General features: G+C 54.8%; 23 protein-coding genes. 22 read left to right on the top strand and 1 reads right to left on the bottom strand.

Translation table 11 applies throughout. The annotated features are described in order from the left end of the window. The first annotated feature begins 6 nt into the window (after positions 1-6). The 22 genes from HX884_RS04180 (at position 7) to HX884_RS04075 (ending at position 21,550) form a co-directional block, all read left to right on the top strand. Complete coding sequence (locus HX884_RS04180; RefSeq protein WP_375138597.1) at positions 7-348, top strand: conjugal transfer protein; 342 nt, start codon at positions 7-9, stop codon at positions 346-348. A gap of 94 nt (positions 349-442) precedes the next feature. Further along, positions 443-1,060 carry a DotI/IcmL/TraM family protein gene (locus tag HX884_RS04175; RefSeq protein ID WP_256737090.1) on the top strand — a complete coding sequence of 206 codons (618 nt, stop codon included), beginning with the start codon at positions 443-445 and terminating at the stop codon, positions 1,058-1,060. Between the two features lie 10 nt (positions 1,061-1,070). After that, positions 1,071-2,057, top strand: a complete 987-nt coding sequence (locus tag HX884_RS04170) for a DotH/IcmK family type IV secretion protein (protein ID WP_178327720.1) — start codon at positions 1,071-1,073, stop codon at positions 2,055-2,057. A gap of 2 nt (positions 2,058-2,059) precedes the next feature. Further along, a complete protein-coding gene (traO, locus tag HX884_RS04165) occupies positions 2,060-3,355 on the top strand; it encodes a conjugal transfer protein TraO (protein WP_178327719.1) in 1,296 nt (431 codons plus the stop codon). Then, positions 3,352-4,116, top strand: a complete 765-nt coding sequence (gene traP, locus HX884_RS04160) for a conjugal transfer protein TraP (RefSeq protein WP_178327718.1) — start codon at positions 3,352-3,354, stop codon at positions 4,114-4,116. Before traO ends, traP begins: the two co-directional genes overlap by 4 nt. Beyond that, entirely contained in the window at positions 4,116-4,643 is a 528-nt protein-coding gene (gene traQ / locus HX884_RS04155) for a conjugal transfer protein TraQ (protein WP_178327717.1), read from the top strand. Before traP ends, traQ begins: the two co-directional genes overlap by 1 nt. 31 nt (positions 4,644-4,674) lie before the next feature. Next, positions 4,675-5,079, top strand: coding sequence for a DUF6750 family protein (locus tag HX884_RS04150; RefSeq protein WP_178327716.1), 405 nt, complete (start codon positions 4,675-4,677; stop codon positions 5,077-5,079). A 48-nt stretch (positions 5,080-5,127) separates the two neighbouring features. Beyond that, on the top strand, positions 5,128-5,322 hold the full coding sequence (locus tag HX884_RS04145) for a TraS protein (protein WP_178327715.1): 195 nt from the start codon (positions 5,128-5,130) through the stop codon (positions 5,320-5,322). Beyond that, positions 5,309-6,127, top strand: coding sequence for a conjugal transfer protein TraT (locus tag HX884_RS04140; RefSeq protein WP_178327714.1), 819 nt, complete (start codon positions 5,309-5,311; stop codon positions 6,125-6,127). Before HX884_RS04145 ends, HX884_RS04140 begins: the two co-directional genes overlap by 14 nt. 87 nt (positions 6,128-6,214) lie before the next feature. Further along, positions 6,215-9,268, top strand: coding sequence for an ATP-binding protein (locus HX884_RS04135; RefSeq protein WP_178327713.1), 3,054 nt, complete (start codon positions 6,215-6,217; stop codon positions 9,266-9,268). A 5-nt stretch (positions 9,269-9,273) separates the two neighbouring features. Then, entirely contained in the window at positions 9,274-9,837 is a 564-nt protein-coding gene (locus HX884_RS04130; RefSeq protein ID WP_218619994.1) for a conjugal transfer protein TraV, read from the top strand. A gap of 50 nt (positions 9,838-9,887) precedes the next feature. Then, complete coding sequence (gene traW, locus HX884_RS04125) at positions 9,888-11,054, top strand: conjugal transfer protein TraW (protein ID WP_256737092.1); 1,167 nt, start codon at positions 9,888-9,890, stop codon at positions 11,052-11,054. After that, positions 11,051-11,590, top strand: a complete 540-nt coding sequence (gene traX, locus HX884_RS04120; protein WP_178327711.1) for a conjugal transfer protein TraX — start codon at positions 11,051-11,053, stop codon at positions 11,588-11,590. The genes traW and traX overlap by 4 nt, the downstream gene beginning before the upstream one ends. Positions 11,591-11,675: 85 nt before the next feature. After that, positions 11,676-13,832 carry a DotA/TraY family protein gene (locus HX884_RS04115; protein ID WP_178327710.1) on the top strand — a complete coding sequence of 719 codons (2,157 nt, stop codon included), beginning with the start codon at positions 11,676-11,678 and terminating at the stop codon, positions 13,830-13,832. Between the two features lie 60 nt (positions 13,833-13,892). Further along, complete coding sequence (excA, locus tag HX884_RS04110) at positions 13,893-14,525, top strand: plasmid IncI1-type surface exclusion protein ExcA (protein WP_178327709.1); 633 nt, start codon at positions 13,893-13,895, stop codon at positions 14,523-14,525. A 350-nt stretch (positions 14,526-14,875) separates the two neighbouring features. After that, positions 14,876-16,090 (top strand): conjugal transfer protein TrbA, encoded by a 1,215-nt coding sequence (locus HX884_RS04105; RefSeq protein ID WP_178327708.1) that lies wholly within the window; start codon positions 14,876-14,878, stop codon positions 16,088-16,090. Positions 16,091-16,135: 45 nt separating this feature from the next. Continuing rightward, entirely contained in the window at positions 16,136-16,495 is a 360-nt protein-coding gene (locus HX884_RS04100) for a hypothetical protein (protein ID WP_178327707.1), read from the top strand. Between the two features lie 57 nt (positions 16,496-16,552). Next, complete coding sequence (locus tag HX884_RS04095; RefSeq protein WP_178327706.1) at positions 16,553-16,945, top strand: hypothetical protein; 393 nt, start codon at positions 16,553-16,555, stop codon at positions 16,943-16,945. A 66-nt stretch (positions 16,946-17,011) separates the two neighbouring features. After that, on the top strand, positions 17,012-18,271 hold the full coding sequence (locus tag HX884_RS04090) for a hypothetical protein (protein ID WP_178327705.1): 1,260 nt from the start codon (positions 17,012-17,014) through the stop codon (positions 18,269-18,271). Between the two features lie 3 nt (positions 18,272-18,274). Continuing rightward, complete coding sequence (gene trbC, locus HX884_RS04085) at positions 18,275-20,569, top strand: F-type conjugative transfer protein TrbC (RefSeq protein WP_178327704.1); 2,295 nt, start codon at positions 18,275-18,277, stop codon at positions 20,567-20,569. After that, positions 20,557-21,189, top strand: a complete 633-nt coding sequence (locus HX884_RS04080; RefSeq protein WP_178327703.1) for a hypothetical protein — start codon at positions 20,557-20,559, stop codon at positions 21,187-21,189. The genes trbC and HX884_RS04080 overlap by 13 nt, the downstream gene beginning before the upstream one ends. Positions 21,190-21,262: 73 nt before the next feature. Then, positions 21,263-21,550 carry a hypothetical protein gene (locus HX884_RS04075; RefSeq protein ID WP_178327702.1) on the top strand — a complete coding sequence of 96 codons (288 nt, stop codon included), beginning with the start codon at positions 21,263-21,265 and terminating at the stop codon, positions 21,548-21,550. 52 nt (positions 21,551-21,602) lie between these two features. On the opposite strand, the gene HX884_RS04070 is transcribed toward HX884_RS04075, so the two are convergent. Then, positions 21,603-22,091 carry a type III toxin-antitoxin system ToxN/AbiQ family toxin gene (locus HX884_RS04070; protein ID WP_178327701.1) on the bottom strand — a complete coding sequence of 163 codons (489 nt, stop codon included), beginning with the start codon at positions 22,089-22,091 and terminating at the stop codon, positions 21,603-21,605. Positions 22,092-22,094: the final 3 nt, after the last annotated feature.

The raw sequence follows: 22,094 nt of genomic DNA, 5'->3' as shown, positions 1-22,094 counted from the left end.
TATACCATGCTTAAAGCCGGACTCCTGTCCGGCTTCGTGCTTTTTTCTGCCGCCACAACAGCAGCCACGACCTGCCGGGCGGGAAGCGCCGCCCAGGCTGGGAGCCAGGCTGGTTATGAGCGGGCCAGGACAGCCGCTACGGCCTGGTCGCAGCGGGAAAATAATGTCTCATCCTCCCTGCAGTCCTGTCTGTCCCGTATCAAAAAAATCACACCCACGATCCCGGAATTCCCGAGCCTCGATGAGGTGCTGTCGAAACTCGAAAATGAAATCTGCGACGCTGCCGTGGACAAAGTGAACGAGCAGATACCCAACAACATTGATCCCTGGAAAAACTACAACTCCTGACATAACGCCTATGACAAATCTGACGCAATCCGCCCCCCCTGTAAAAGGGAGGGGCCCTTCTCCTGCTTCCGATCCACTGAAAAACGCAGTTTCGATGATGGAAACGGCAGAGCAACGGCAGAACAACGTTCCGAAGCTTATGCAGTCCAATCTCACGATGAGTATTGCCCTGTTGATCAGTGTCATCCTCAATGCTGCACTGGTCTGGGCGATATTCCAGAAAGATCGGGATTACTTTGCCACCGATAGCGGACGACTGGTGCGGCTGGCCCCCACTAGTGAACCCGCCTGGAGCCAGGACGACGCCACGGCGTTTGGCAGCCAGGCCCTGACGCGGGCATTTAACCTGGACTTTGTCCATTACCGCGAGCAGGTCTCCGCCGTCGCGCCGCTTTTTTCAGAAGACGGTCACGCAAGCTATATCGAGGCACTGAACAACTCCAACATTTTGGATGCCCTGAAAAAGGATCGAATGAACCTCACTGCCACCGTGGGGGCCGGCGTGGTGGTACGCCGCGGACGGCTGAACGACGGCACCTGGTTCTGGACAGTGCAGTACCCGGTACGCCTGCGACTGGTCGGACAGACCAACAGCCGTCCGGAGCAACCCTTTGTCTTTGAAATCACTCTCCAGAGGGTGGATCCCCGATTGAAGCCAGTCGGGATGGAAATCCGCCAGATAATCTCACGCAACTCGCCCCGTAACCTCTGAGAATCCAGCCATGACATTCCGATATCTCCTGATCACGCTCCTGCTGTGTGGTCCGGCCCTTGCTGCGTCGGCGGACGAGGCCGGCTGGCAAAAAGCCAGGACACCGACAACGGCACTCCCCGCCGCGCCCGCCCCGCAGACCGCCAGCCGTCAGACCACGGACGTACCAGCAACCCAAATCAGCGGTGACCTGCCAGCTCCCGGGCAGACATCCCCCCAGGTGGAGGAAGCCGCCAGTCTGGATTCGCCGCTGTCACCGGATGAAATCCGCGAGCTGCGTCTGCGCCTGACTGACACGGAGCGCTCTGTCAGCGCACCGGTAGTCAGCGTGGTGCCGCGCATCAGTTCCCTCACCCTGAACCTGTCACCCGGGGCCAGTATCCCGCTGGTTCGCACGGCGATGAATAACCAGAGTGTGGTCACACTGACAGACCTCAGCGGGGCTCCCTGGCCGCAATCGGAGGCACCGCTAAACGCGAGTCCGGGCAACTTTGACGTTCAGTACAACAAGGGCAGCAACATGCTGACCATCACCCCACTGCGTCCGTGGGCCGCCGGCAATATCTCGGTCTACCTGAAAGGTCTTGATGTCCCCGTCATCATCAATGTCACCAGTGGTGAAACCGATACCCGGACAGCAAGCCAGGAAATTGACAGCCGTCTGGACCTGCGTGTTCCCCGCCTGGGGCCAGGCACGGCTGCCCCCGGTGCACCAGTGGACAAAATTGCCCTGCATGACGCCACGTTGCAGGCCTTCCTCGACGGTATTCCGCCAAAGGACGCCCGCCGGCTTAAATTCCAGGGCAGCGTACCGGACACCACCATCTGGCAGACAGGGGACGACCTGATGGTTCGCTCACGCGCCATGCTGCGTGATGAGTTCGAGCAGACACTGTCGTCCGCCGACGGGACCCACCTTTGGAAACTGCCGGTCACCCCGCTTCTCACCTTCTCCGTGAACGGACAGTCCGTTCACGTCACACCGGAGCTGGAATAATCATGAGCGCAGAACAGGATGCCGGAAGGAACGGCAAAAAACTCGCCTCCATCATCAGCCTGAGCCTGCTCGTCATCGTTGCAGGCGGCTACTGGCTGATTTCCTGGTGGAACCATGACAACAGCGGGACGGGTTCATCCGTCAACCTGAACGGTACGGCATCCAGTGCCGGGACCGTCACCACGGAAACCCCTCGCTACCGTGAACTGCTGAAAGCCTCCAATGACCGGGGTGCGGCAGAAGCCGCCCGCAGCAACACCACCTTTATCGCCAGCCTGCCAGTCGGGCTCGACAGCCGAGAACCTCCGCCAGCCCCACGCGTGGCAACACCTCCGACAACATCTGCCGTAACGCCTGCCGCCGTGTCCCGCACCCAAACATCAACGGCTGCGGAGCAACAGGCGAATGAAAAACGCCAGGAGCAGCTGCAAAAACTGCTGACCCGTATCAGTCTTGCGCAGGGGAAAGGTGCACGGCCTGAGCAGGCCCGGCTTATCCATGAGGGAGGTGACATGTCATCCGCCGCGGCATCGGTGGTTCCGGCCAGCCTGTCGACAGCACAAGTACAGACGCAGCAGCAGTTTATCCCTGCTCTGACCCGGGTAGGGGCCTCCATGGAAACCGCCGTCGATTCAGATAACACCACATCCCAGGTGGTGGCCACGATACCGGCGGGTGTCCTTGCCGGTGCCCGCCTCCACAGTTCCACCGTGAAGCTTGTCGGCAATGGCCTGGAAATTCATTTCACCCGCATGAGCTGGCAGGGGATGGAGCTTAACGTCAACGCGTATGCGCAGCGTGAAGATAACCTGATGTCTTCTGTCGCCAGTGAAGTCAATCACCGATGGGGGACGCATATTGTTCTCCCCGCCATCCTGGGAGGCCTGGGGGGCGTGGGGAGCCTGTACAAAGAGGCCAACACCCAGGTGATGCAGACCAGTGTCACCTCCGTAACCGGTAGGGTGGGTAAACCGGACGCAGGTACGGTCGCTGGCGTGATAGCCGGGGGAACGGCTGAGAAGGGCGCCGACGTCATCAGCCAGGAGATGTCCCGTGAACCGTACCGTCAGGTTCTGGTGAACCAGGGAGATGTCATTTCCATCCTCTTCGTTGATGCCGTCGGCACGGCCGATATCGCCGGGAACAAAGGCAACCAGAGTGCCACGACCGCCACTGCCAGCCCCACCGTCGCCGCAGCACAACTATCCGAATCGCGCCTGCAGGACGCCATTGCGCGCCGTCAGGCTGAAATCCGCCGCCAGTATGGCAGCACAACCCCACAAGGGAGTAATGAATGATGAGTCAGCAAGACGATTTAACTGCCCCCGCGTCCCCGGATGACGTGAACGACTTCGGCGAGGAGCCCGGAGAGAAAAAGCCCTTCTGGAAGCGAGAACTGCTGCTGGGCTATTCGCTGCCCTGGCTTCTGGGCGCCGCCCTTGTTGCCGGTGCAGGCATCTGGTATCTCTACGGCCCACCGCTGTCGTCCTTCATGTCCCACCCCTCTGACGCCGCGTTCAGCGAGGTGGACGATACGCTGGGCAATACCAGTACGGAAATGACACACACGTCTGCACCTGTCGCTCAGCACAGCGGACCGGCGACAGCACCCCAGACGGCGATGACCGGACAGGCAGATACGGTGACCATGATGACGGATATCCGTGACGCGCTGAATGACCGCGACAATAAGATAAACGGCACGATCGGTACCCTGAAGGACAGTATCACGCAGGTGTCAGAGGCTGTTAAACGGGATGAAGCCTATGCCGTTGACACCCGTAACCAGCTGAATACGCTCGCACAACGACTGACGGCACTGGAGGCGCATCAGGCCACCGGCCCGGTCACCACGCCGAAAGCCGCTGCTGGTAAAAAGACAGCAGCCAGTCCGGTCAGTGGCATGAAAGTGATGTCACTGGAAAACGGCATGGCCTGGATAAAATGGCAGGGCAGTACCTGGGCCGTCCGGGAGGGCGATACTCTGGGTAACGTCACTGTTCGTCAGATTGACCCTGCCAGCCGTACCGTCATCACATCCGGCGGAACCCTTCGCTGATGGCGCTGGATGCACTGACGGCCATTGAGAATTTTGCATCGGGAGTATTCAGCAGCGGAGTTAACTTCCTGTTCACCTGGGGAGAGATGCTCGGTTTTATCTGCCTGGCTCTGCTGCTCACCCGGGCGCGGTCCACAACGGCCATGCCGATTTCCGCAGGAAAATTCTTTGGTGGCCTGTTTGCTTGCGCAGCCATGGTATCCCTGCCCTCCATTATCAATGCCAGCGGCGCGCAGTTCGGATTCAGCTCCACCTCTTTTGATGCCATCGCCTATGTCCAGCCCGCCACCTTCGGGCAGGCGGCCGGGGCAGCCAACGCCGTCCTCTCCCTCGCCAGACTCGCCGGCGTAGGGTTTGTGCATGCAGGACTGAACATGTACCGCATGTCCGCCCTGGAAGGACACACCGCACTGAGTGCCAGCGAAAGCGTGCGTGCGGCTACGGTCAAGGTGGTTGCCGGTACCGCCCTGGTTTTCTCACCCCAGTTGATTGATGCCCTGCTGGCCAGCATTGGCCTCGCCTTTTAACACCCTCTTTTTTTAACCCCAAGGAGACACTATGTCACTTTTCCGTGCCCTGACGGTACGCCTGTATGCCGTCGTCTTTTATGTACAACTGACCCTGATGAATCTGCGCGAACGGGCCATTCAGGCTCTGCTCGCACTGACGGCGTTCCTGTTACCCGGAATGGCCCTCGCCGCCGGCGATATTGCCGACATTGTTGACAGCGGAGCGGCCGGTGCCAAACGCGTCAAATCTTCCGGGCTGGATATCTTTCAGATGATCGGCCTGTTTATTTTTGGCGGTTCCCTGCTGGCCTTCAAAAAAGTAGGCAATCACCCGCAGGTCACCGTCGGCCGTTGCTGCGCGGGCCTCGCCATTGGTGCCCTGCTGTTTGTTATCCCTGAACTGATTAGCCGTTCTCAGAAACAGATGGGCATGAGTTCCGTCACCGTCAGCTGACCGCCATGCAGGTGCCGGTATTCGCCGGCACCTGCTGAGGAATAATTTATGTCGATATCTCCCGATATTTTGCAACCGCTACAGGGCATCACTGTCCTGCGCACCGACCACGGCAACGTCATTGCCCGTGACGACAGGGATAACCAGGAATTTGTGCTGGCTGAGTGCAGTTCCCCCGCTATCGCCAGCTGTATTCTGGCGATAGTGAAAACCATGACGGGAGAGCAGGATGGCCACCGTTAAAAAAGCACCAGAATCACCATACCTCCATCCTCTCCCCCTGCCCGATGTTGTACACACTACGTCCCCCCTGTTGGCCGCCCCGGACAGGGTGGATGGCGGACGCTGTTTTTGCTGTGGATCGGAAGTAAAACACCGCTTTCTGCTGCCGGAGTCTCTTCCGCTGACCCGGCTCGCCGAAACAGCAGAAGATACTCTCATTCGCCTTGACCGGGCACAGGAGACCCTACAGCGTCTCGAAGCACGCCCGTCCCCGCAGGACCTGGCTGAACGTGAAAAATTCCAGAAAGCGCTCAGGGACGCCGGAACCGGCCTGCAACATGCATCCCTGGCGGCTCGTCGTCTCGCGCTGCGGCATATTCCAGCGCGCCTGATCACTGATACTACAGTCCTGTCTACGCAGGAACTGGCTGAACTGCGGCTGCTCAAGCCGACGTTCCATCTTTGTTATGTCTGTCATGCCTGGCATGCGCTTAACGGTTTTGCGGCCGCACAGGGAAGCATGGTCTGGTTTCCGGATCTGCACCCACGCAGTATCGTGGCTCTTAACCGTAAAGCTTTGCAGGCGGTCTTCAGTAACAGCCCGACCGTTGTCCGGGAGGGTCGCAAAGTGCTTACTGAGCTGCTGCGTCACCGGCTTCCACTGGAGGAGCGTTTTGGTGGCTGGCGTCCGGCCGATTTTGCTGATGCCCTTCGCCGTTTCCCGCCCTCAATGCGTGGTGAACTGCGTGAGAAAATGACGGGCGTGGCGCTGATCCTGACGCACGACTCCGTTACAGACTGGGAAGATATTTCAGAAACGCCATAAATCAGCAGACCATTTCTGGTTAACGCCAGTTATCACCGCGTTATTCCCCCTGCAAAACCTCTTTACCTCCGGAGTGATTACAGTCCTATGAATATCAGACGCCTTGTCTTCGCCATCGAGGACATCATGAACACGTTTTCCCGTTTCACTGTCGCCGCAGACTTTGTCGACTATTGTGACCTGCGCACTGTCATCGGGCTGGATAAGCAAGATCTGGAGCTTAGACCCTGGTTGCAGGCCCCCTACATTGCCGTCACTCATCAGGGTTATTATCTCTCCGCCTTTGAAATCGCCGGGGCGTTGCGTGACATGGACGAAGAGGCTCCGGCAGAACACCCGGATGCCTTTGAGGGCATGATACTGCACCTTGCCACCACCCTCAGTACTACCTGGAAACACACCGGCCACAAGATGGCGTTCATATTTGAACGGGACCCGGAAAAAGGTGCCAGTGAAATCACCACCATGATTGCCCCGCAGAAACGGGCCATTCAGCATGTCGGGATCCAACTGGATGACCTGCTGGAAGAAAAAATCACCACCCTCTCGCCCTGGCTGGTCCGCGAACGATGCTGGCTTGCCGTCTGGAGTTCCCCGTCACTGGTCAGTCAGCAGGAGCGGGTCGACTTTAATAAGGGGGTCCTGGCCATCAACGATAAAGCCCCCCTCGCCCGTTATGGTCAGCAGCCCTGGCGCTGGCTGATGTCCGGCCTGAAAATCCGTCACGACAGTTTTATTACTACGCTGGAGAAAGCACTAGGCCGGGGCGGTGAAGGACTGCTCGTCCGGCTGATGGATATTCCGGAAGTCTGCAACGAAATCCGCCGGGAAATGGCGCGGGACAGTACCTCTGCACAGTGGCGTCCACATCTGCCCGGAGACGCGGTCCCGGCCGGCGTCCGACAGGACGGAGACAACTCCACCCTGCTCGCCCCCTTCATTAACCTGCAGGTTTTCGGCGGGACCCCAAAAACGGAAGGCAACCTGATTCACGCCGAAGGTCTCTGGCACGGAATGGTCGCGATCACCCTGCCGCCTCAGCGTCCCGAGCCGTTTAACCAGCTGGTCAAAAACGTCCCCCGTGCCGTGCCGTGGCGTATCCGTATTGATGTCATGCCAGGGGGGATGAAGGCACTTGGCGGGAAAAAGACGCTGTCCTCCTTCGGGCAGTTTATTCCGTCCATTCGCCCACTGTATGATTCCGTGATGCAGCTGGCACAGGTGGATGAAAAGGACCCGGTCTGCGTCATGACCATCGTGGCCACAACCTGGGGAAAAACGCGTGAAATCTGCTCACGCAACCAGATGTTGCTGGAATCCGCTCTGCAGGGATGGGGCGTGTGCAGCACCACCACCACCTTTGGTGATCCGCGTCGAGGCTGGGTGAATTCCATGCTGGCCGCAGCAGCGGGATCCGGGCCTACCCCACTTTATCCGCCCCTGTCACATGCTCTCTCAATGCTACCTTTCAACCGGCCCGGTTCTGTGTGGCGGGGGGAAGGGAATCTGATGCTGCACACCGAGGATGGCTGCGCGTGGGAAGTGGGTCTGGCCTCATCACGACAGAACAAACACACCGAGCTGGCACCCGGTGACTCCGGCTTAGGGAAATCGGTGCTCATAAACACCCTTACCGAAATCCAGGTCTCCTCAGCGCAGGTGTCACTCCCCTATGTAGCGCATATCGACAAGGGATTCAGTGGCATGGGAACCATCCAGCTTATCCGGGATTGTCTGCCGGAAGGACGTAAGGATGAAGCTATCGGCATCGTCCTCAGCAACGATCCATCGCAATCGCGCAATATCTTCGACATTCTGTATGGCGCGCGGGAACCGGTTACTCCGGAAAAACAGTTTATCTGCTCGATGCTAACGGCATTCTGTATAGAACCGGATAAGGGGGTTCCGCCCAACACGACAGACACTCGCCAGGTCATGGACCGCCTCACAGAGCTCGCGTTTGATGTCCGCAGCGGACCAGAGCCCAACATGTACCGCGTTCACGTTGAGCCGGACGTCGACCAGGCTCTGCTGGAAAGTGGGCTGTGGGAGCAACATGATCCTGAATGGTGGGCTGCCACCACCTGGTATGAAGTCCGTGACATTCTGCACGATAAAGGGCAACGTCAGGCCGCCCAGCGAGCACATTATCAGGCCGTACCTGAACTGGCCGATATGCCGGCGCTGTTGAAAAGCGAGGCTATTCAGGAGACGTTTGGGGAGATTCAGCGCGATGGCTCTCAGGAGAAGCTGCTGAGTTACATCGAGCGCTGCCTTATCCAGGCCCGCCAGGACTACCCGATGCTGGCCAGTCGGACCCGTTTTGCCCTTAACCCCGATACGCGAATTGTCACAGTCGATTTGAACAACGTCGCCGGGGACAAAACACCGGCAGGTCGCCTGAAAACCGGCATCATGTACTTGTTTGCCGGTCATATCACCGCCGGGGATTTCATCCTGCCGCAATACCGTGAAGAAGTGATGAAGGTTTTACCTGAGGCATACCATGCGGGCATTCTTCGCCGTATTAATCAGCTCGACAGCGAGATGAAAACCAAAATCTATGACGAACTGCACAACGCCAAAGGTATCGACTTTATCTTTGAGTCGCTCGACACCCAGGACAGGGAGCAGCGTAAATTTGGGATCCGCACCGTACTGAGCACCCAGTTCCTGACCGATTACCCGAAAAGCCTGCTCGATTCCGCTAACACCCTCTGGTTGCTGCGTTATCGCCAAGAAGATATTCCGATATTACGGGATGCCTTCAAGGTTCCGGAACACACGCTGCAGGCGTTCCTGCGTATGCCTGCCGGTCCGGCGGCCGATGGCAGCGGTGTGTCCATGCTGTGCGTCATGCGCACCACACAGGGGGTGCTGGCCAGAATCGTGCGTTTCACCATTGGTCCACTGGAGCTCTGGTCGCTGAACTCGGACAAAAAGGATAGCGCGCTGCGCCGTCATCTGACCAACGCTCTCGGTTCAGCCCGGGCACGCAGACTGCTGGCCACCACCTTCCCCCGGGGGTCGGCGAAAAAATACATTGAGACTCGTGAACGTAAAGCCGGGGCGCGCGGCGATAAAGGTGTCATCGAAGTGATGGCGGAGGAGATGGTTAACGAGCTGGGGTACAACCTTTGATCTGTATGGTTCACCTGACGCCTCGCTGCCGGCGTCCTGCCCGCGGTCAGGTTTGCCTGTCCCGTCTGCTGCTCGATGTCGATGGTCGCCACCACACTCTGCCACTACATCATTTCAGGACAGACTCTTTACCTGGCAACCGGGCTGTGCATGCCTCAGACCGGCGGGCAGCCCCGGAGGCCTGCGGCGTGCTGCTGCGTCTGCCGGAATACCCGATGAGGATGGTCACCACGGCCATATGGCAGGTCGATGAACCCGGCGAACCGTCCCGGGAGGTGCGCCATGTCGTCCAGTGGCTGTTGCCGTCAGTACAGACACATCTGCTGAGTGACGACACCTGGCTCTGGCCAGATTCACCGGACACCCCCCCGCTCAGTTCGGGGGATCGCCCGGTGATGGACATAACCCCCCCGCTATACCCGCAAATACAGCGGCGTGGTCTGACGGTTATCGATACACGCAATCACCGGGGGCGGATAACCCGGCGATTTCAGACCTTTCCCCTGGTCAGTTTGCCACCAGGAACGTTCTCTGTTCGCCTTCCCGATATTCTCATTCCTCTCAACTGACAACAGAGGTTTTCATGCAGATTTTCCGATTCCCGACGCTGCTGCTAACTATGGCAGCAGGTATACCGTTGACCACCTATGCCTACCCTGTAGAAGTGACGGCCAGTACCCCGGTGACGCAACAAATTCTCCCGGAGATGGCGACCATCCAGGGGACACTGGCTGAAATACTGCGTATGCAGCAAGCCACCGGAACGGCCATCACCCAGAACTCAGACAAGCTGGCCACTGTCATCAGTCAGGATGGGCAAGCCACACGTCAGCAAATGATATTCAGTAATGAAACGCAGCGTCTGGAAGAAGCCAGGAGAACGTTCTCCGTACCTGACTCCGTCTGCAGTGATTCCGCTTCCGGTGTAGCAGCGGAAACTCGCAGCACCGCCGGTAGTACAGCCTCCCGACTCTCCTCAGGAGGAGGGATCAGCAGTGCGCCCGTGCGTAATCGTTTTACTGCCGTCGCTGAATCCCAGGCGCGGGAGGCCTACGATGGAGCAAATGTGCATGCCGCCTACTGTACCGCAGCCGAATATGCACGTTATGGCGGGACAGCCGTCTGCCCGGCCGTCAGCGAACTACCGGGTGGAGATAACCAGGTTCGTTCGGTATATGACGGAGCAGGCCCGGAAGGTCAGGCGCCAGCTCTGACATGGACACAAGAGCAGACCGATGCGGCAATGGCATACATGAAAAACACCGCCCGCCCTTCTGCCGGCCGTACGCCGGGAAAAGGAGAAGTGAAAACACTGACGGGCCGCAGCTACGTGGGCCTGTTGAACGAATACAACGGTATCATCGATGCGGCTTCAGAACCCCAGCTGTCTCTGGTCGCCGACAGCAAACTCAACGAAGCAACAAAAAGCGCGCTGCAGGAAGCGCTCCAGTCACCTTCAGCAGCGCAATATTTTGACGAAGTGGCCTCCCCCGAAGCGAAAGCAAAGGGGTACATGAGCCGGCGTGAATTTGAGTCATTTGAGGCAGGCAGGCGCTATGCCAACACCGCATACATCTCTGATCTGCAGCAGATGGACGGCGATAACCTGACCCGAGAGCTTATCCGCACCACATCGCTGATTAACTGGCAGTTGAATGACATAAAGGAACTGTTGCGAAAGGGAAATGTGATTAACGGTCAGTTGCTGGCCACCTCTGCGCGCCAGGCTTATGCACCAAGATTACAGCAACTTGAAGCCACCATAAATCAGGGAACCGCCCGATGATTATCGACGAAAAACAGAATAAACCCCGTCGCCTGTGGCGAATCACCCGCGGTCTGCTGAGTATTTTTTTACCGGTTCAGGAGACACAGTGGTTCCTTCGCAGCTCCCGCGATGTAACAGCCCGAAATATGGAACGCATCCGCAATGCGTTTCCTGACCTGGAGGTACCCGACGCGCCGCCGTCTTCTCCGGACTGGTCAGCCGCAGTGGCAGCATCCGGGCTGACAGCAGAAGAGCTGGAGAAAAACTACCTGACACAACGGCGTCGCTGGCGGATCATGTTCTGGCTCCTGGCAGTTCCGGTACCTTTATTTACACTCGCTCCAGTGATCATCGGTAGTGGGATAACGTTCCATCAGTTCACTACCGCTCTGGTTCTGCTTTCCGGTGCAGGGGTGGCCTGGTCAAAGGCCCTTATTGTGACTTACCGGCTTTGGCAGTTACGTAACCGTCGGGTGAGTCTCGCTGAACGCGGTACTTTCCGTCATTTTATGGCGGAAACCGATGCTGTTCGCGACGCGATCCGGGGGAAATAACCTGGACATTCTCAACAGCTGAAAAGAGGGCATTCTGCCCGGTTTTCTTTGCCTTCCCGGCCCCCTGTAATCTCCCGGAGTTCCCGTGAAAAAAACTTTTCTTGCGCTCTGCGCAGGCCTTCTTACGCCTGTCGTATCGGCACGGGCAGCCGTCACCTATGAAGATATCGTGTCAGCTGCCACCAATGCCCAGGACCTGTCCCGTCAGGCTCTGGTCACAATCTTTGGCGATGTGGTGACTAACCCGCTTGCCGGTGGCAACACGACGATGATCGGTAATCTTTTTGCCCTTTTTAATGGCATCATCGCCATTCTTGCCGTCGTCTGGTTTATCTTTATTGGCCTGCGGCACATCAATAAAACGGGTCATCAGGGTAAGGTATTCAGCGCTGACCGGGATATCGTTGGTACTCTGAGCACCACTGCGGGGTTTCTGATGATAGTCCCCACCGGTAACGGCTGGAGTCTGGCGCAGCTTACCATGCTCTGGGGGGCCTCTATTATGGGGATTGGGTCGGCTAACCTGATGGTACAGAAGGCCGCTGATGATATTGCCAGCGGCTATTCACTTACAATGCAACCCACCCAGTCTTCCACGCGTACGGCCGCACGCGGAATTTTTGAAATGCAGCTGTGCAAATACGCCATCAACAGTGCCCTCGATGACTACAACAGTACCGCGCCCTCTTCCACACCCAAAATGGCGGACTCCTCCGGTACCAGTGGCGGTAACTACACGTTCCGGGTGAGTAATGGCAGTGGAGTCTGCGGAACAGCCAGTATTCCGGAACAGCAGAGTTCAGGTTCCTCATCTTCCGGCAGTTTTTTTAACCCGTTCAGCTCCAGTGATACCCGTGAAATTGTGGATGCACAGCATTCGGCTATGGATGCAATGATCAAGGACATGGATAGTGCGGCCAGCGAATTTGTTAAGGGGTTTAAGGAGAAACGGACAAATGATTCCGGCACACTGCCAGACGTTGAAAGCCGGATACAACAGGCTGCAAATACCTATGAGCAGACGGTTCAGAAAGCGCTGCCGGCACAGAATGAACAAAGCGGCATACAGGACAGCCTGAGAAATTATCTTGATACCTATGGCTGGGCGGCACTGGGAGCCTGGTATCAGACTTTTGCGACCGCAAACCAACGCCTGTCAGAAGTGGCCAGCCGTGCGCCAGCAACCAGCGGTATGTCGGCTCTGGGGGAAGTGGGCAACGCAGATCTGTTCACCGCAGTGATGGGAGCTTATCGGACTCAGTTGCAGAACAGCACCTATGCACCTGCGCTGGGAACAACAGTGTCAAAGGATGAACAAAAAGCAGGGAACGGGAATGACCCCAATAGCGTTTTAATGAATACAATTGCGGGTCCAATGCAGAAATTAACAACTTGGATCACCACGTCTGCCAGTGGAACAGGGACAGAAAGCAATCAAGTTAATCCTCTGATTAAAATGAAAAATGTCGGAGATTACACTTTGTTAGCTGCAGAGGGAACTCTGACTGCTTTTACAGCAGCCAGGGTCATCGCAGCTGTCGGTGATGGCTCCCTTTTGGGTAAAGCATTAGACCTTACTACCGGCACAGTAAGTGGAATCAACAAAGGTCTGGATGCAATATCACCCGCAGTCTACTTCCTGCTTTTGCTTATGTTCACCGCTGGCTTTTCACTATCGATCTACCTGCCTTTTATCCCTTTCATCTACTGGATGACCGGGATTGGCAACTGGATTGTCAGCGTATTGGTTGGTTGTACTGCCGGACCACTCTGGGGAGCAACGCATCTCGGCACTTCACAGGACAGAGGCAGCAGAGCTGCCTACGGGTATATCTACCTCATTGACACGATGATACGCCCGCCCCTGATGGTATTCGGCTTTTTCTTTGCCTCTGTAGCCATTGTGGCTGCGGGTACGATTTTGCACGCACTATTCGGAGCTGCACTAGTTAACGTACAGGCGAATTCCTTAACAGGGGTGTTCAGTTTAATCGGTTTTTTAATGATTTATGCACGTCTTTGTACTGCTCTGGTGTCCAGCATGTTTGCCCTTCAGGCTTACCTACCCGATTATGTCATCTCATTCCTTGGTGGACGTGATGCACCGAATACACTCGGGAGTATGGCTAATTCTGTTAAAGATATATTTGTTGGGGGAGGAAGAAATATACGACAGACCCCAGGCATCAATTCTAAAGGCTTAAACAGCAACCCAGCAGATAAAGACGGCATTAATGGATAAATTATGGACACATCTACAGCAACATTATAAAATATAATAAACAAGATGGAGGGATAAAAAATGATTGCACGGTTTCCAAAATGGTGGCTTCTTTATGAAGTTGTCAAAGGCATTTTCTTACGTTTCGGCGTGATTACCCTTGTTATATTCTCGCCATTATTCACTTTATTTGTCTTAGATTCACCGTATGCACATAACACTGAATATATGATTGCGATATGCAGTTGGTTCTTACTGATTGCACCTTTTGCCGTGAATTATCTTATCGCCAAAAACCGCAAACAGAAGATCCTGTCCGTTCTGAACGAAATCAGAGCAACAGGCCACTTCAACCCGACGAAAGACTCCGAAGGTTGGCTGTTCTGGAAAAGCACTTATATCGGCTTTGACTACAATCAGGGCACGATCGTGTACATCCGCATCTATCCAGGGAACGTCATGGATGTCATAGGATTCGACGCCTACAGCCTGACTCACACCGAAGTAGAAGGCTCTAAGCTACGTCTGTATACGAAGTTTGCGTCGCTGCCGATGATCCCCATTGATACTTATGCGGCTTCAAACCTGGCTGACCACATTCACGGCATGAACAACAAAGGTTACTCCTACAGTTTTAACTTCCCAGAAATTGTGAAGCAAAAACGTGTGAAGTTGGAAACGCTTGCTGGCATGCCTGTTCCTGACCTAATCTAAAAAGACTATTTTATTCCTCCAGTTTAAAGTGCCCCTTGCCGGTTTTTATAACCGGCTCTTTTTATCTTACGCTCAATCACTCAGATCAATATCCTGAAAATTCCCTTTATCACAGATCATATTATTGAAGTGCGATAAAAATAAATCCCGGCAATTGCAAAACAAAAGGAGATCCATATCAGATCCAAAAATAAATAATATACTACCGATCAATTATAACTCTTCATGCCGTTCCATATTTTCATCCTGATCCCCATTCAGAAATATATTTAATCCTCAAAGCAAATCTGCTGTTCAACATTATTTCATACCCGTTCATTTTTTCACTACTGATTGCGGAGGTGTTCTCCATGTCATCTGTCCGTCCTGGTGCCGCCAGTGACCCCATGGAATTCGGGGGGGCCCTTGCCGTACTTGGCCTGCTGCTACTGCTGGTTGCCTGGCTCTTTTTGCCGGAGTTCGTCTTCTGGTCCTGTTTCATCCTGCATACGCTATGGGGAATGGTCGATTTCGGTCCATTCCATGCCCTTGCAGCTCCCCGCTACAACCTTCTGGCCACAACAGGCAATAATGCTGAAAACGTCTCCTTTGAGCAGTGGGTGGCCGTTATGGAACAGACCACTGGTATCCTGATGATTTTCCTCATCCCACTATCCATAGCCTCCCTGTGGAGCTGGGTACGCCACCCTGCCCGGAACTGGTATACCCGCCGCGTGCTGAATATTCATACTCTGCCGTTCGCCATGGAGAGTATCTCCCCGGCCATCGCGCCGATACTTAATGAAGGTGACCCGCATCGTTTGTTGCTCGATGAGCGTCGTCCGGAACGCCGGCCAGCACAAAGGCCGGAAGAATTTGCACAGGAGCATCAGCTCATCAGCAATATGCAGCTCGATGTCGCCCGCTGCCGTGAGGTGTTTCTTGCTCAGCTCGGTAAACCACTGACTGGCTGGAAAAGCCTGTCACCACACGAGAAAGCACTGTTCGCCATCTTCGGCCTGCAGTTCTTCCTCGATGACAGGCCTGCGGCTAAGGCCCTGATGGACATGCTAAACCGCTCCTGTCGTATCAGAAGCCGCAGAGACAGCGGCAAGTTTTCAGTTCCGGTGTACTCGCTGGCTAAACCTGCATTCATACGAGTAACCCGGAGTGAAGGGGCGAAACGCTGGCTACAGGAGCACCGTTATGTCAGAAGCGGTCTGGTCTGGCTTTATGCGCACGACCTGCGCCTGACACCGCCAAACTGGCTCTGGCTGAAAGGCATCGATCGCACGTTGTTCTATGGTTTGCACCGCGCCAATACGACAAAAGGATTTATCGAAGGAGCTGGCATTGTGGCCGTTGCCCGTACCGAAAATGAAGCTATCCGGATGGGACTACCCTGCCCGGAGGTCTGCGTGGAGGAAGCTATCGATGGCTTTCGTGTCGATATGCTGTCGCTTGGCCTCATCTGGGATGAACCCCAGCCGGACCGTGATCGTAAACGTCGTATCCGCAATAACTGGTCCCTGACCGACGACGTGCTTTCTCGCCCGGGGCAGGAAGACAACGAACTGCCGTTTTGATCCCCCACCACCTGAAATTGTATTCCGCCACTGATGGAGATACCGATGTCTTCCGAAGTCACGTACCAGGCCTTTCGCTGCAAAGGCTGTATTTTTGTGATGTATCACACCGAGGAGATAGCACCACAGCAACTGGCCGCTTTTTGCCAGCCCGCACATACGTTCATCCACAATGGCCGACTTGTCGGCTTATATCCCGGGTCAGATATGGTTGTCCCGCTGACGGAGACATCGGGACATGATGTAAGACAAATACTGTCTGCCATTGAAAACGCCATCGAAGATGACACGCGCCAGCCAGCGATAAGCGGCAGAGAGGGATTTATAATCCTGTCACTAAGCACCCTGACGGTGCTTCTGCTAACGGTTCTGAAGATCCTCCTGGAGAAATACCTATACCTCTGAGCCCCCCACTGCCACTTATTCCTGTCCCTGAATGCCCTCTTCGCTAACGGAGTCTGTATGCCCCCGAAAATAAACAGTGTGGTTTTTTGCCATGACGGATTCATCTATGTATTTGATTGTGCCGCCGTGAATGCACCTCCCCGGACACTGGCCGTCATTCGGCGGCCAGTGCAGCTTCATATTCACGATAACCAGCTATATAGCCAGGCGCCGAACGCAGAAATACTGCCCCTGCAGATGAATGTACACGTACCCGATGCAACAGCAATGCTGTCAGACATTAAACAGGCGGAAAGCCGGGTGCGTTGGTCGGTGTTCAGACGTTATCTGAAGCTGGCGGTGCTCTTCACATTGTTAACTACCGGACTGATGCTGATAGGTGGACGTAGCCACCATAGCTCTCACGACTATTCACCCTGTCACATGGATTGTCTTGGTGGCCTGGGCTAATCCGCTTCTGCCTTTCTCCCCATCCCCCTTATCCAGATTTCCTTTACATCCCTGACGGAGGCTGTCATGCCCTCAGAAAACACCTATTCCGCTTTTAAAAGTAATGATTTTATCGTGGTCCTGCATCAGCAAGGTCATGACATTCCACAAACTCTGGCCATTTTTCGCGAGCCACGAAACCTGATCAATCATGAGAAAAAGCTAATTGGAACCTACTCTTACTCAAATGAAGCCATCACTCTAATCGACGACCCACAGCACGATGCCCGTGACGTACTCAATGCCATTTCGTTACACCTGAGAAAACAACGCAACGCCATCACCACCCGCGGGCTCAAATATCTGGCCTCAGCTGTTGCCGGTGCACTGATAACCTCCGCCGTGTGGTACCACGCCACGCCAGGTGATTTATATGGGAATGTACCAGACAAGGTGGCAACCTCAGTCAGCATATCGACTGGAGCCCCCCGGGAGACCTGGCAAGCCCCGATCAGGAAACTGGATAATGGACTGGCCACCGCAATAACAGCAGCCCCCACGACTCCAGCACTCCAGACCCACATCAACGAAACAATTGCGCACGTTGCGGCCACCGAATCGCAGAATATGCAGAACACAATGCGGGATAACCGAAACGCGTTACCCACATCACCGGCCGCAGCGCTACAACCTCCCGCACCTTCGGCCCCTCCGGTGACACCGACCAGTTCTCCGGCAGCGCCGGTAATTCATGACTCACCGCAGGTTTCCACGCAAACGGCTGCCCGCCTGCAGATGGCAGAAGTACTTAAACGCAATGCTGCGCGCGGGATGTTTACGATCACGCTCTCTTCTGGCCATGAGAGGACACTTTTCGCCTTCCTCGATCCGACGTGTGGCGCCTGCAGAATAGCGGAACCGTCAATAGAGCGTCTGGCGCAGGAATATAACGTAGTTGTCTTTCCGGTCTCAGTCGTGAATGACGGTGGCGATGCCGTGAAGAAGATAGTGCCCCTGCTCTGCCAGAAAGACCCGGCCAGACGTGCTTCTGGCTGGCTTGAGCTGTTCCATGCCGATGCCGGCATGGCCATGCCGGGTAACGAGAGCAGCGAGCCGATCAATCCTGAATGTGAAAAAGCGGCTGCCGCTGCCGTCGCGGTCAATGACCTCGGCTTCCGCCAGTTCGGCTTTGAAGGGACGCCATGGGTACTTACCGACACCGGCTTCCATCTTTCCTCCGGGTTACTGGCCGAACCGGCCAAAATCGACCTGTTCCTGAAAACCACCGATCCGATGTCCCCTGAACAGGCTGATCGTTTCCTGCAAACCGTCAACGCTCAGGAGTAGTACATGCCTAACCCCTCTGTTAACCAGGCGATGATTAACCGCAGCGCCTGGGGATCTCCTCTCCTCGAGATACTGCGCGATCACATGCTGTATGCCGTCATAATGGCAGGCAGCGTGGTGGTCGGTATCATCTGGCCACTGTCTATACCGATTTGCCTGATACTGGCCACCGTTGCCAGTATCAGCTTCGGTACACATCGCTGGCGCATGCCGATGCGCATGCCACTGAATCTCAATAAAGTGGATCCATCGGAAGACAGGAAGGTGCGTCGCAGCTTGTTTAAGGCCTTCCCCTCTCTCTTTCAGTATGAATCCAGACAGGAACGCACCGGACGGGGAATTTTTTATCTCGGCTTCCAGCGAGTTAACGACGTCGGCCGCGAGCTCTGGCTGACCCTGGACGACCTTACACGGCACGTCATGTTCTTCGCCGGCACTGGTGGCGGGAAAACAGAAACCATCTATGCCTGGATGCTGAATTCGTTTTGCTGGGGTCGGGGTTTCACCTTTGTCGATGGTAAGGCGCAGAACGATACGGCCAGGACAGTCTGGTACCTGTCTCTCCGTTTTGGCCGCGAAGACGATGTGGAGTTCATTAACTTCATGACCGGCGGCATGTCGCGCAGTGAGATAATTCACAAGGGCGATAAAAGCCGGCCACAGTCGAATACCTTTAATCCCTTTAGCCTCAGCACAGAAGCTTTTATCGCTGAAACCATGCAATCCGCGCTACCTACGAACGTTCAGGGGGGGGAATGGCAGTCCAGGGCCATCGGGATGAACAAGGCGCTGGTTTTTGGCACCAAATTCTGGTGTGTCCGGGAAAACAAAACCATGTCACTGCAGCTGCTACGCGAATTCATGTCTCTGGAGAAACTCGCCGAACTGTACTGCCGGGCCGTGGACGATCAGTGGCCGGAAGAAGCAGTCTCTCCGTTGTATAACTACCTGGTGGATGTCCCGGGGTTTGACATGGCACTCGTCCGCACACCATCAGCTTGGACGGAAGAGCCGCGTAAACAGCACAGTTATCTTACCGGGCAGTTTCTGGAGACATTCAGCACCTTCACGGAAACCTTTGGCGATATCTTTGCGGAAGATGCGGGGGATATCGATATCCGCGATTCTATCCACAGCGACCGTATCCTGTTGACGCTGATACCGGCCATGAACACGTCCCAACACACCACCTCTGCACTGGGGCGCATGTTTATCACTCAGCAAAGTATGATACTGGCGCGCGACCTCGGATACAGGCTGGAAGGACTGGACTCGGAAGCGCTTGAGATAACGAAGTACAAGGGTGCGTATCCCTACATCAGCTACCTTGATGAAGTCGGGGCATTTTACACCGAACGTATTGCCGTTCAGGCCACTCAGGTTCGATCGCTGGATTTCGCGCTGATAATGATGGGGCAGGATCAGGAACGTATTGAAACCCAGACATCAGCCGCCAACGTCGCTACGCTAATGCAGAACGCCGGCACCAAAGTGGCTGGCAAAATCGTCAGCGATGACAAAACAGCCCAGACCATTAGTAATGCCGCCGGCAAGGAAGCCCGGGCAAACATGGTCAACCTGCAACGCAGGGATGGGATTATCGGAACCTCCTGGATTGACGGTGACCATATCAATATTCAGATGGAGAACAAAATCAACGTTCAGGATCTGATAAAGCTGCAGCCAGGTGAAAACTACACCGTGTTTCAGGGGGACCCGGTACCGGGAGCATCGTTCTATATTGAGCCGAAAGAGAAAACCTGCAAATACCCTCTTGTTATCAACCGCTATATCACGATTAACCCGCCCAAACTGGAACAGTTGCGTAAACTTGTTCCCCGGACGGCACAACGCCGTCTCCCGACGCCGGAGAACGTCAGCAGAATTATCGGCGTGCTGACGGAAAAGCCGTCACGTCGGCGCAAAAAACAGGCTGCAGAGCCATGGAAAATGATAGATACCTTCCAGCAACGGCTGGCCAATCGACAGGAAGCGCATAACCTGCTGACAGCATATGACATGGATTTTGCCGGACGGGAAAAAAATCTGTGGGAAGAGGCTCTGGATATCATTCGCACCACCACCATGGCCGAGCGCACCATTCGCTATATCACGCTTAGCCAGCAGGGTGATTCAGCTACACATCAACCTGATGATGCCCCAGCCTCAGACGCGATGCTTAAAAACCTGTCGTTGCCCCTCCCTGAGAACCGTCCAGTCTCTCCTGCAAGAAATAGCATTTCCCCGCCACAAACGTTTGATGAATCGCTCCCCATGAGCATGGAATGGCCAGAATGAAGGAAATGGCGATGTACAAAACGACGTCAGATTATGAACAGCTTTGCGCGCTGATTGCCCTGGAAAGCAAGTTAATCGAACTTCGCGCTCAATTGCGATTGGGGTTACAGACTTCATTCCATGTGGAACAAGTCGGCTGGGAACTGGGATGGAGGCAAATTCGCGACACTTCTGGCCTGTCGCTCTCCTGCGCGGATGTACTCTCATCCATTAACGCAATAGGGGAAGAAATTATACCTGGAAAATGGGCTGATGAGGTGGCCAGTGGCAATTGCGATCGCTCCGGGTATGAACAGGAGCTCAGAGATATTAAAGAAAAAGAGCCAGTCGATGACAACAAAATCGAACTGAATAATTTCACCTTCAGGAAGTTGTATGGCTCACCGCATGATACAGCTGGGTATGTCTACATACAGGACACCTTACCTCGTGATGCAAATTACTGCATCCGTACGGCAGACGGTGACGAAGAGGTAATAGCTGTTTTCAGCTCACTGGATGATGCGATCGCAGCAGCACGCTATTCCGCATCTCATGATGGTGGTTATGGGGATGTCTGCATCGCAACATCTTCTCTCCCCACCACACACACGGACTTTGACGACTGGTTTATTAACTGACGTCAGATCGAATACTCCGCACATTCTCCCTTCATTAACAATCACCCCTTAACGGGCTAAACAGGATCATTCCATGAAAAAATTACTTCTTGCTCCCCTGCTCTGCTTCTCTTCACTTGCAATGGCCACTCAGCCAGTCTCAGACACCGAAGCGACCAATCAACTCCGGCTGATGAACAATCAGCTTGAGCTGATTTCCAGCACACTGGCCAGCAATCAGCAGAGAATGTTCACCTGCACTGATGGTGAGAAAAACTATACGGTAGGGCTGAATGTGGAACGCAACGGTTCACAGTATAAGTGCATGCTGAAAAGCGATCATACAGAGTGGGTCCAGCAACCTAAACTGTCGATGAAGTAATCAAAAGGCCGCGAAAGCGGCCTTTTTTGTTTTTACACCATAAGCACTTCAATCATTGCTCAGTGTACGATTTTAATGCTTCTTCCAGAAGTTCGAAATCACAACTAATTCTGCAGAAAAAAACATGCTTATCAACGGTTACAATCTTATATAAATTCTGAGCCTTAGTTTCAATATCAGCTGCATGCAGTTTGATAAATTCAAACTGCCGGTAAAGCATTTTCTGGTAGCGAGCGGGTTGGGCATCCATATCTAACAATTCGATAACCTCATCAGTCACCGGTAACATGTTGTTAAGGCAGACCATACCTAACTTGTTATCCGGATTGTTACGTTCATGAAGTTTGAAAATTGTAGGTGATGATGGTTGTAGAGTGTCCTGCTTGGGCTTATATGACGTTAGTGGGGCAAGATACTTCAACCCGTTAACTTCAAGAACAATACCAATGAAAGCACGCCCACCGCCATAATTATCGGGGACACGGCTATCAACGGCTTTCAAATGACTGATGTAAGAATCACTGACAGTGTAGAATTTCATCGC

This window comes from Enterobacter sp. SECR19-1250 (assembly GCF_013391025.1).
GTDB classification, from domain to species: Bacteria; Pseudomonadota; Gammaproteobacteria; order Enterobacterales; family Enterobacteriaceae; genus Enterobacter; species Enterobacter cloacae.
This window is presented reverse-complemented; position numbering and strand designations above follow the sequence as displayed.

Excerpts from the sequence above, each read along its gene's own strand:
- HX884_RS04070 (WP_178327701.1), bottom strand. The coding sequence starts at position 22,091 with ATGAAATTCTACACTGTCAGTGATTCTTACATCAGTCATTTGAAAGCC.
- traW (WP_256737092.1), top strand. The coding sequence starts at position 9,888 with ATGGCAGCAGGTATACCGTTGACCACCTATGCCTACCCTGTAGAAGTG.
- excA (WP_178327709.1), top strand. The coding sequence starts at position 13,893 with ATGATTGCACGGTTTCCAAAATGGTGGCTTCTTTATGAAGTTGTCAAA.
- HX884_RS04100 (WP_178327707.1), top strand. The coding sequence starts at position 16,136 with ATGTCTTCCGAAGTCACGTACCAGGCCTTTCGCTGCAAAGGCTGTATT.
- traP (WP_178327718.1), top strand. The coding sequence starts at position 3,352 with ATGATGAGTCAGCAAGACGATTTAACTGCCCCCGCGTCCCCGGATGAC.
- HX884_RS04175 (WP_256737090.1), top strand. The coding sequence starts at position 443 with ATGATGGAAACGGCAGAGCAACGGCAGAACAACGTTCCGAAGCTTATG.
- HX884_RS04130 (WP_218619994.1), top strand. The coding sequence starts at position 9,274 with ATGGTTCACCTGACGCCTCGCTGCCGGCGTCCTGCCCGCGGTCAGGTT.
- HX884_RS04080 (WP_178327703.1), top strand. The coding sequence starts at position 20,557 with ATGGCCAGAATGAAGGAAATGGCGATGTACAAAACGACGTCAGATTAT.
- HX884_RS04150 (WP_178327716.1), top strand. The coding sequence starts at position 4,675 with ATGTCACTTTTCCGTGCCCTGACGGTACGCCTGTATGCCGTCGTCTTT.
- traO (WP_178327719.1), top strand. The coding sequence starts at position 2,060 with ATGAGCGCAGAACAGGATGCCGGAAGGAACGGCAAAAAACTCGCCTCC.
- HX884_RS04090 (WP_178327705.1), top strand. The coding sequence starts at position 17,012 with ATGCCCTCAGAAAACACCTATTCCGCTTTTAAAAGTAATGATTTTATC.
- trbC (WP_178327704.1), top strand. The coding sequence starts at position 18,275 with ATGCCTAACCCCTCTGTTAACCAGGCGATGATTAACCGCAGCGCCTGG.
- HX884_RS04180 (WP_375138597.1), top strand. The coding sequence starts at position 7 with ATGCTTAAAGCCGGACTCCTGTCCGGCTTCGTGCTTTTTTCTGCCGCC.
- HX884_RS04095 (WP_178327706.1), top strand. The coding sequence starts at position 16,553 with ATGCCCCCGAAAATAAACAGTGTGGTTTTTTGCCATGACGGATTCATC.
- traQ (WP_178327717.1), top strand. The coding sequence starts at position 4,116 with ATGGCGCTGGATGCACTGACGGCCATTGAGAATTTTGCATCGGGAGTA.
- HX884_RS04170 (WP_178327720.1), top strand. The coding sequence starts at position 1,071 with ATGACATTCCGATATCTCCTGATCACGCTCCTGCTGTGTGGTCCGGCC.
- traX (WP_178327711.1), top strand. The coding sequence starts at position 11,051 with ATGATTATCGACGAAAAACAGAATAAACCCCGTCGCCTGTGGCGAATC.
- HX884_RS04075 (WP_178327702.1), top strand. The coding sequence starts at position 21,263 with ATGAAAAAATTACTTCTTGCTCCCCTGCTCTGCTTCTCTTCACTTGCA.
- HX884_RS04145 (WP_178327715.1), top strand. The coding sequence starts at position 5,128 with ATGTCGATATCTCCCGATATTTTGCAACCGCTACAGGGCATCACTGTC.
- HX884_RS04135 (WP_178327713.1), top strand. The coding sequence starts at position 6,215 with ATGAATATCAGACGCCTTGTCTTCGCCATCGAGGACATCATGAACACG.
- HX884_RS04140 (WP_178327714.1), top strand. The coding sequence starts at position 5,309 with ATGGCCACCGTTAAAAAAGCACCAGAATCACCATACCTCCATCCTCTC.
- HX884_RS04105 (WP_178327708.1), top strand. The coding sequence starts at position 14,876 with ATGTCATCTGTCCGTCCTGGTGCCGCCAGTGACCCCATGGAATTCGGG.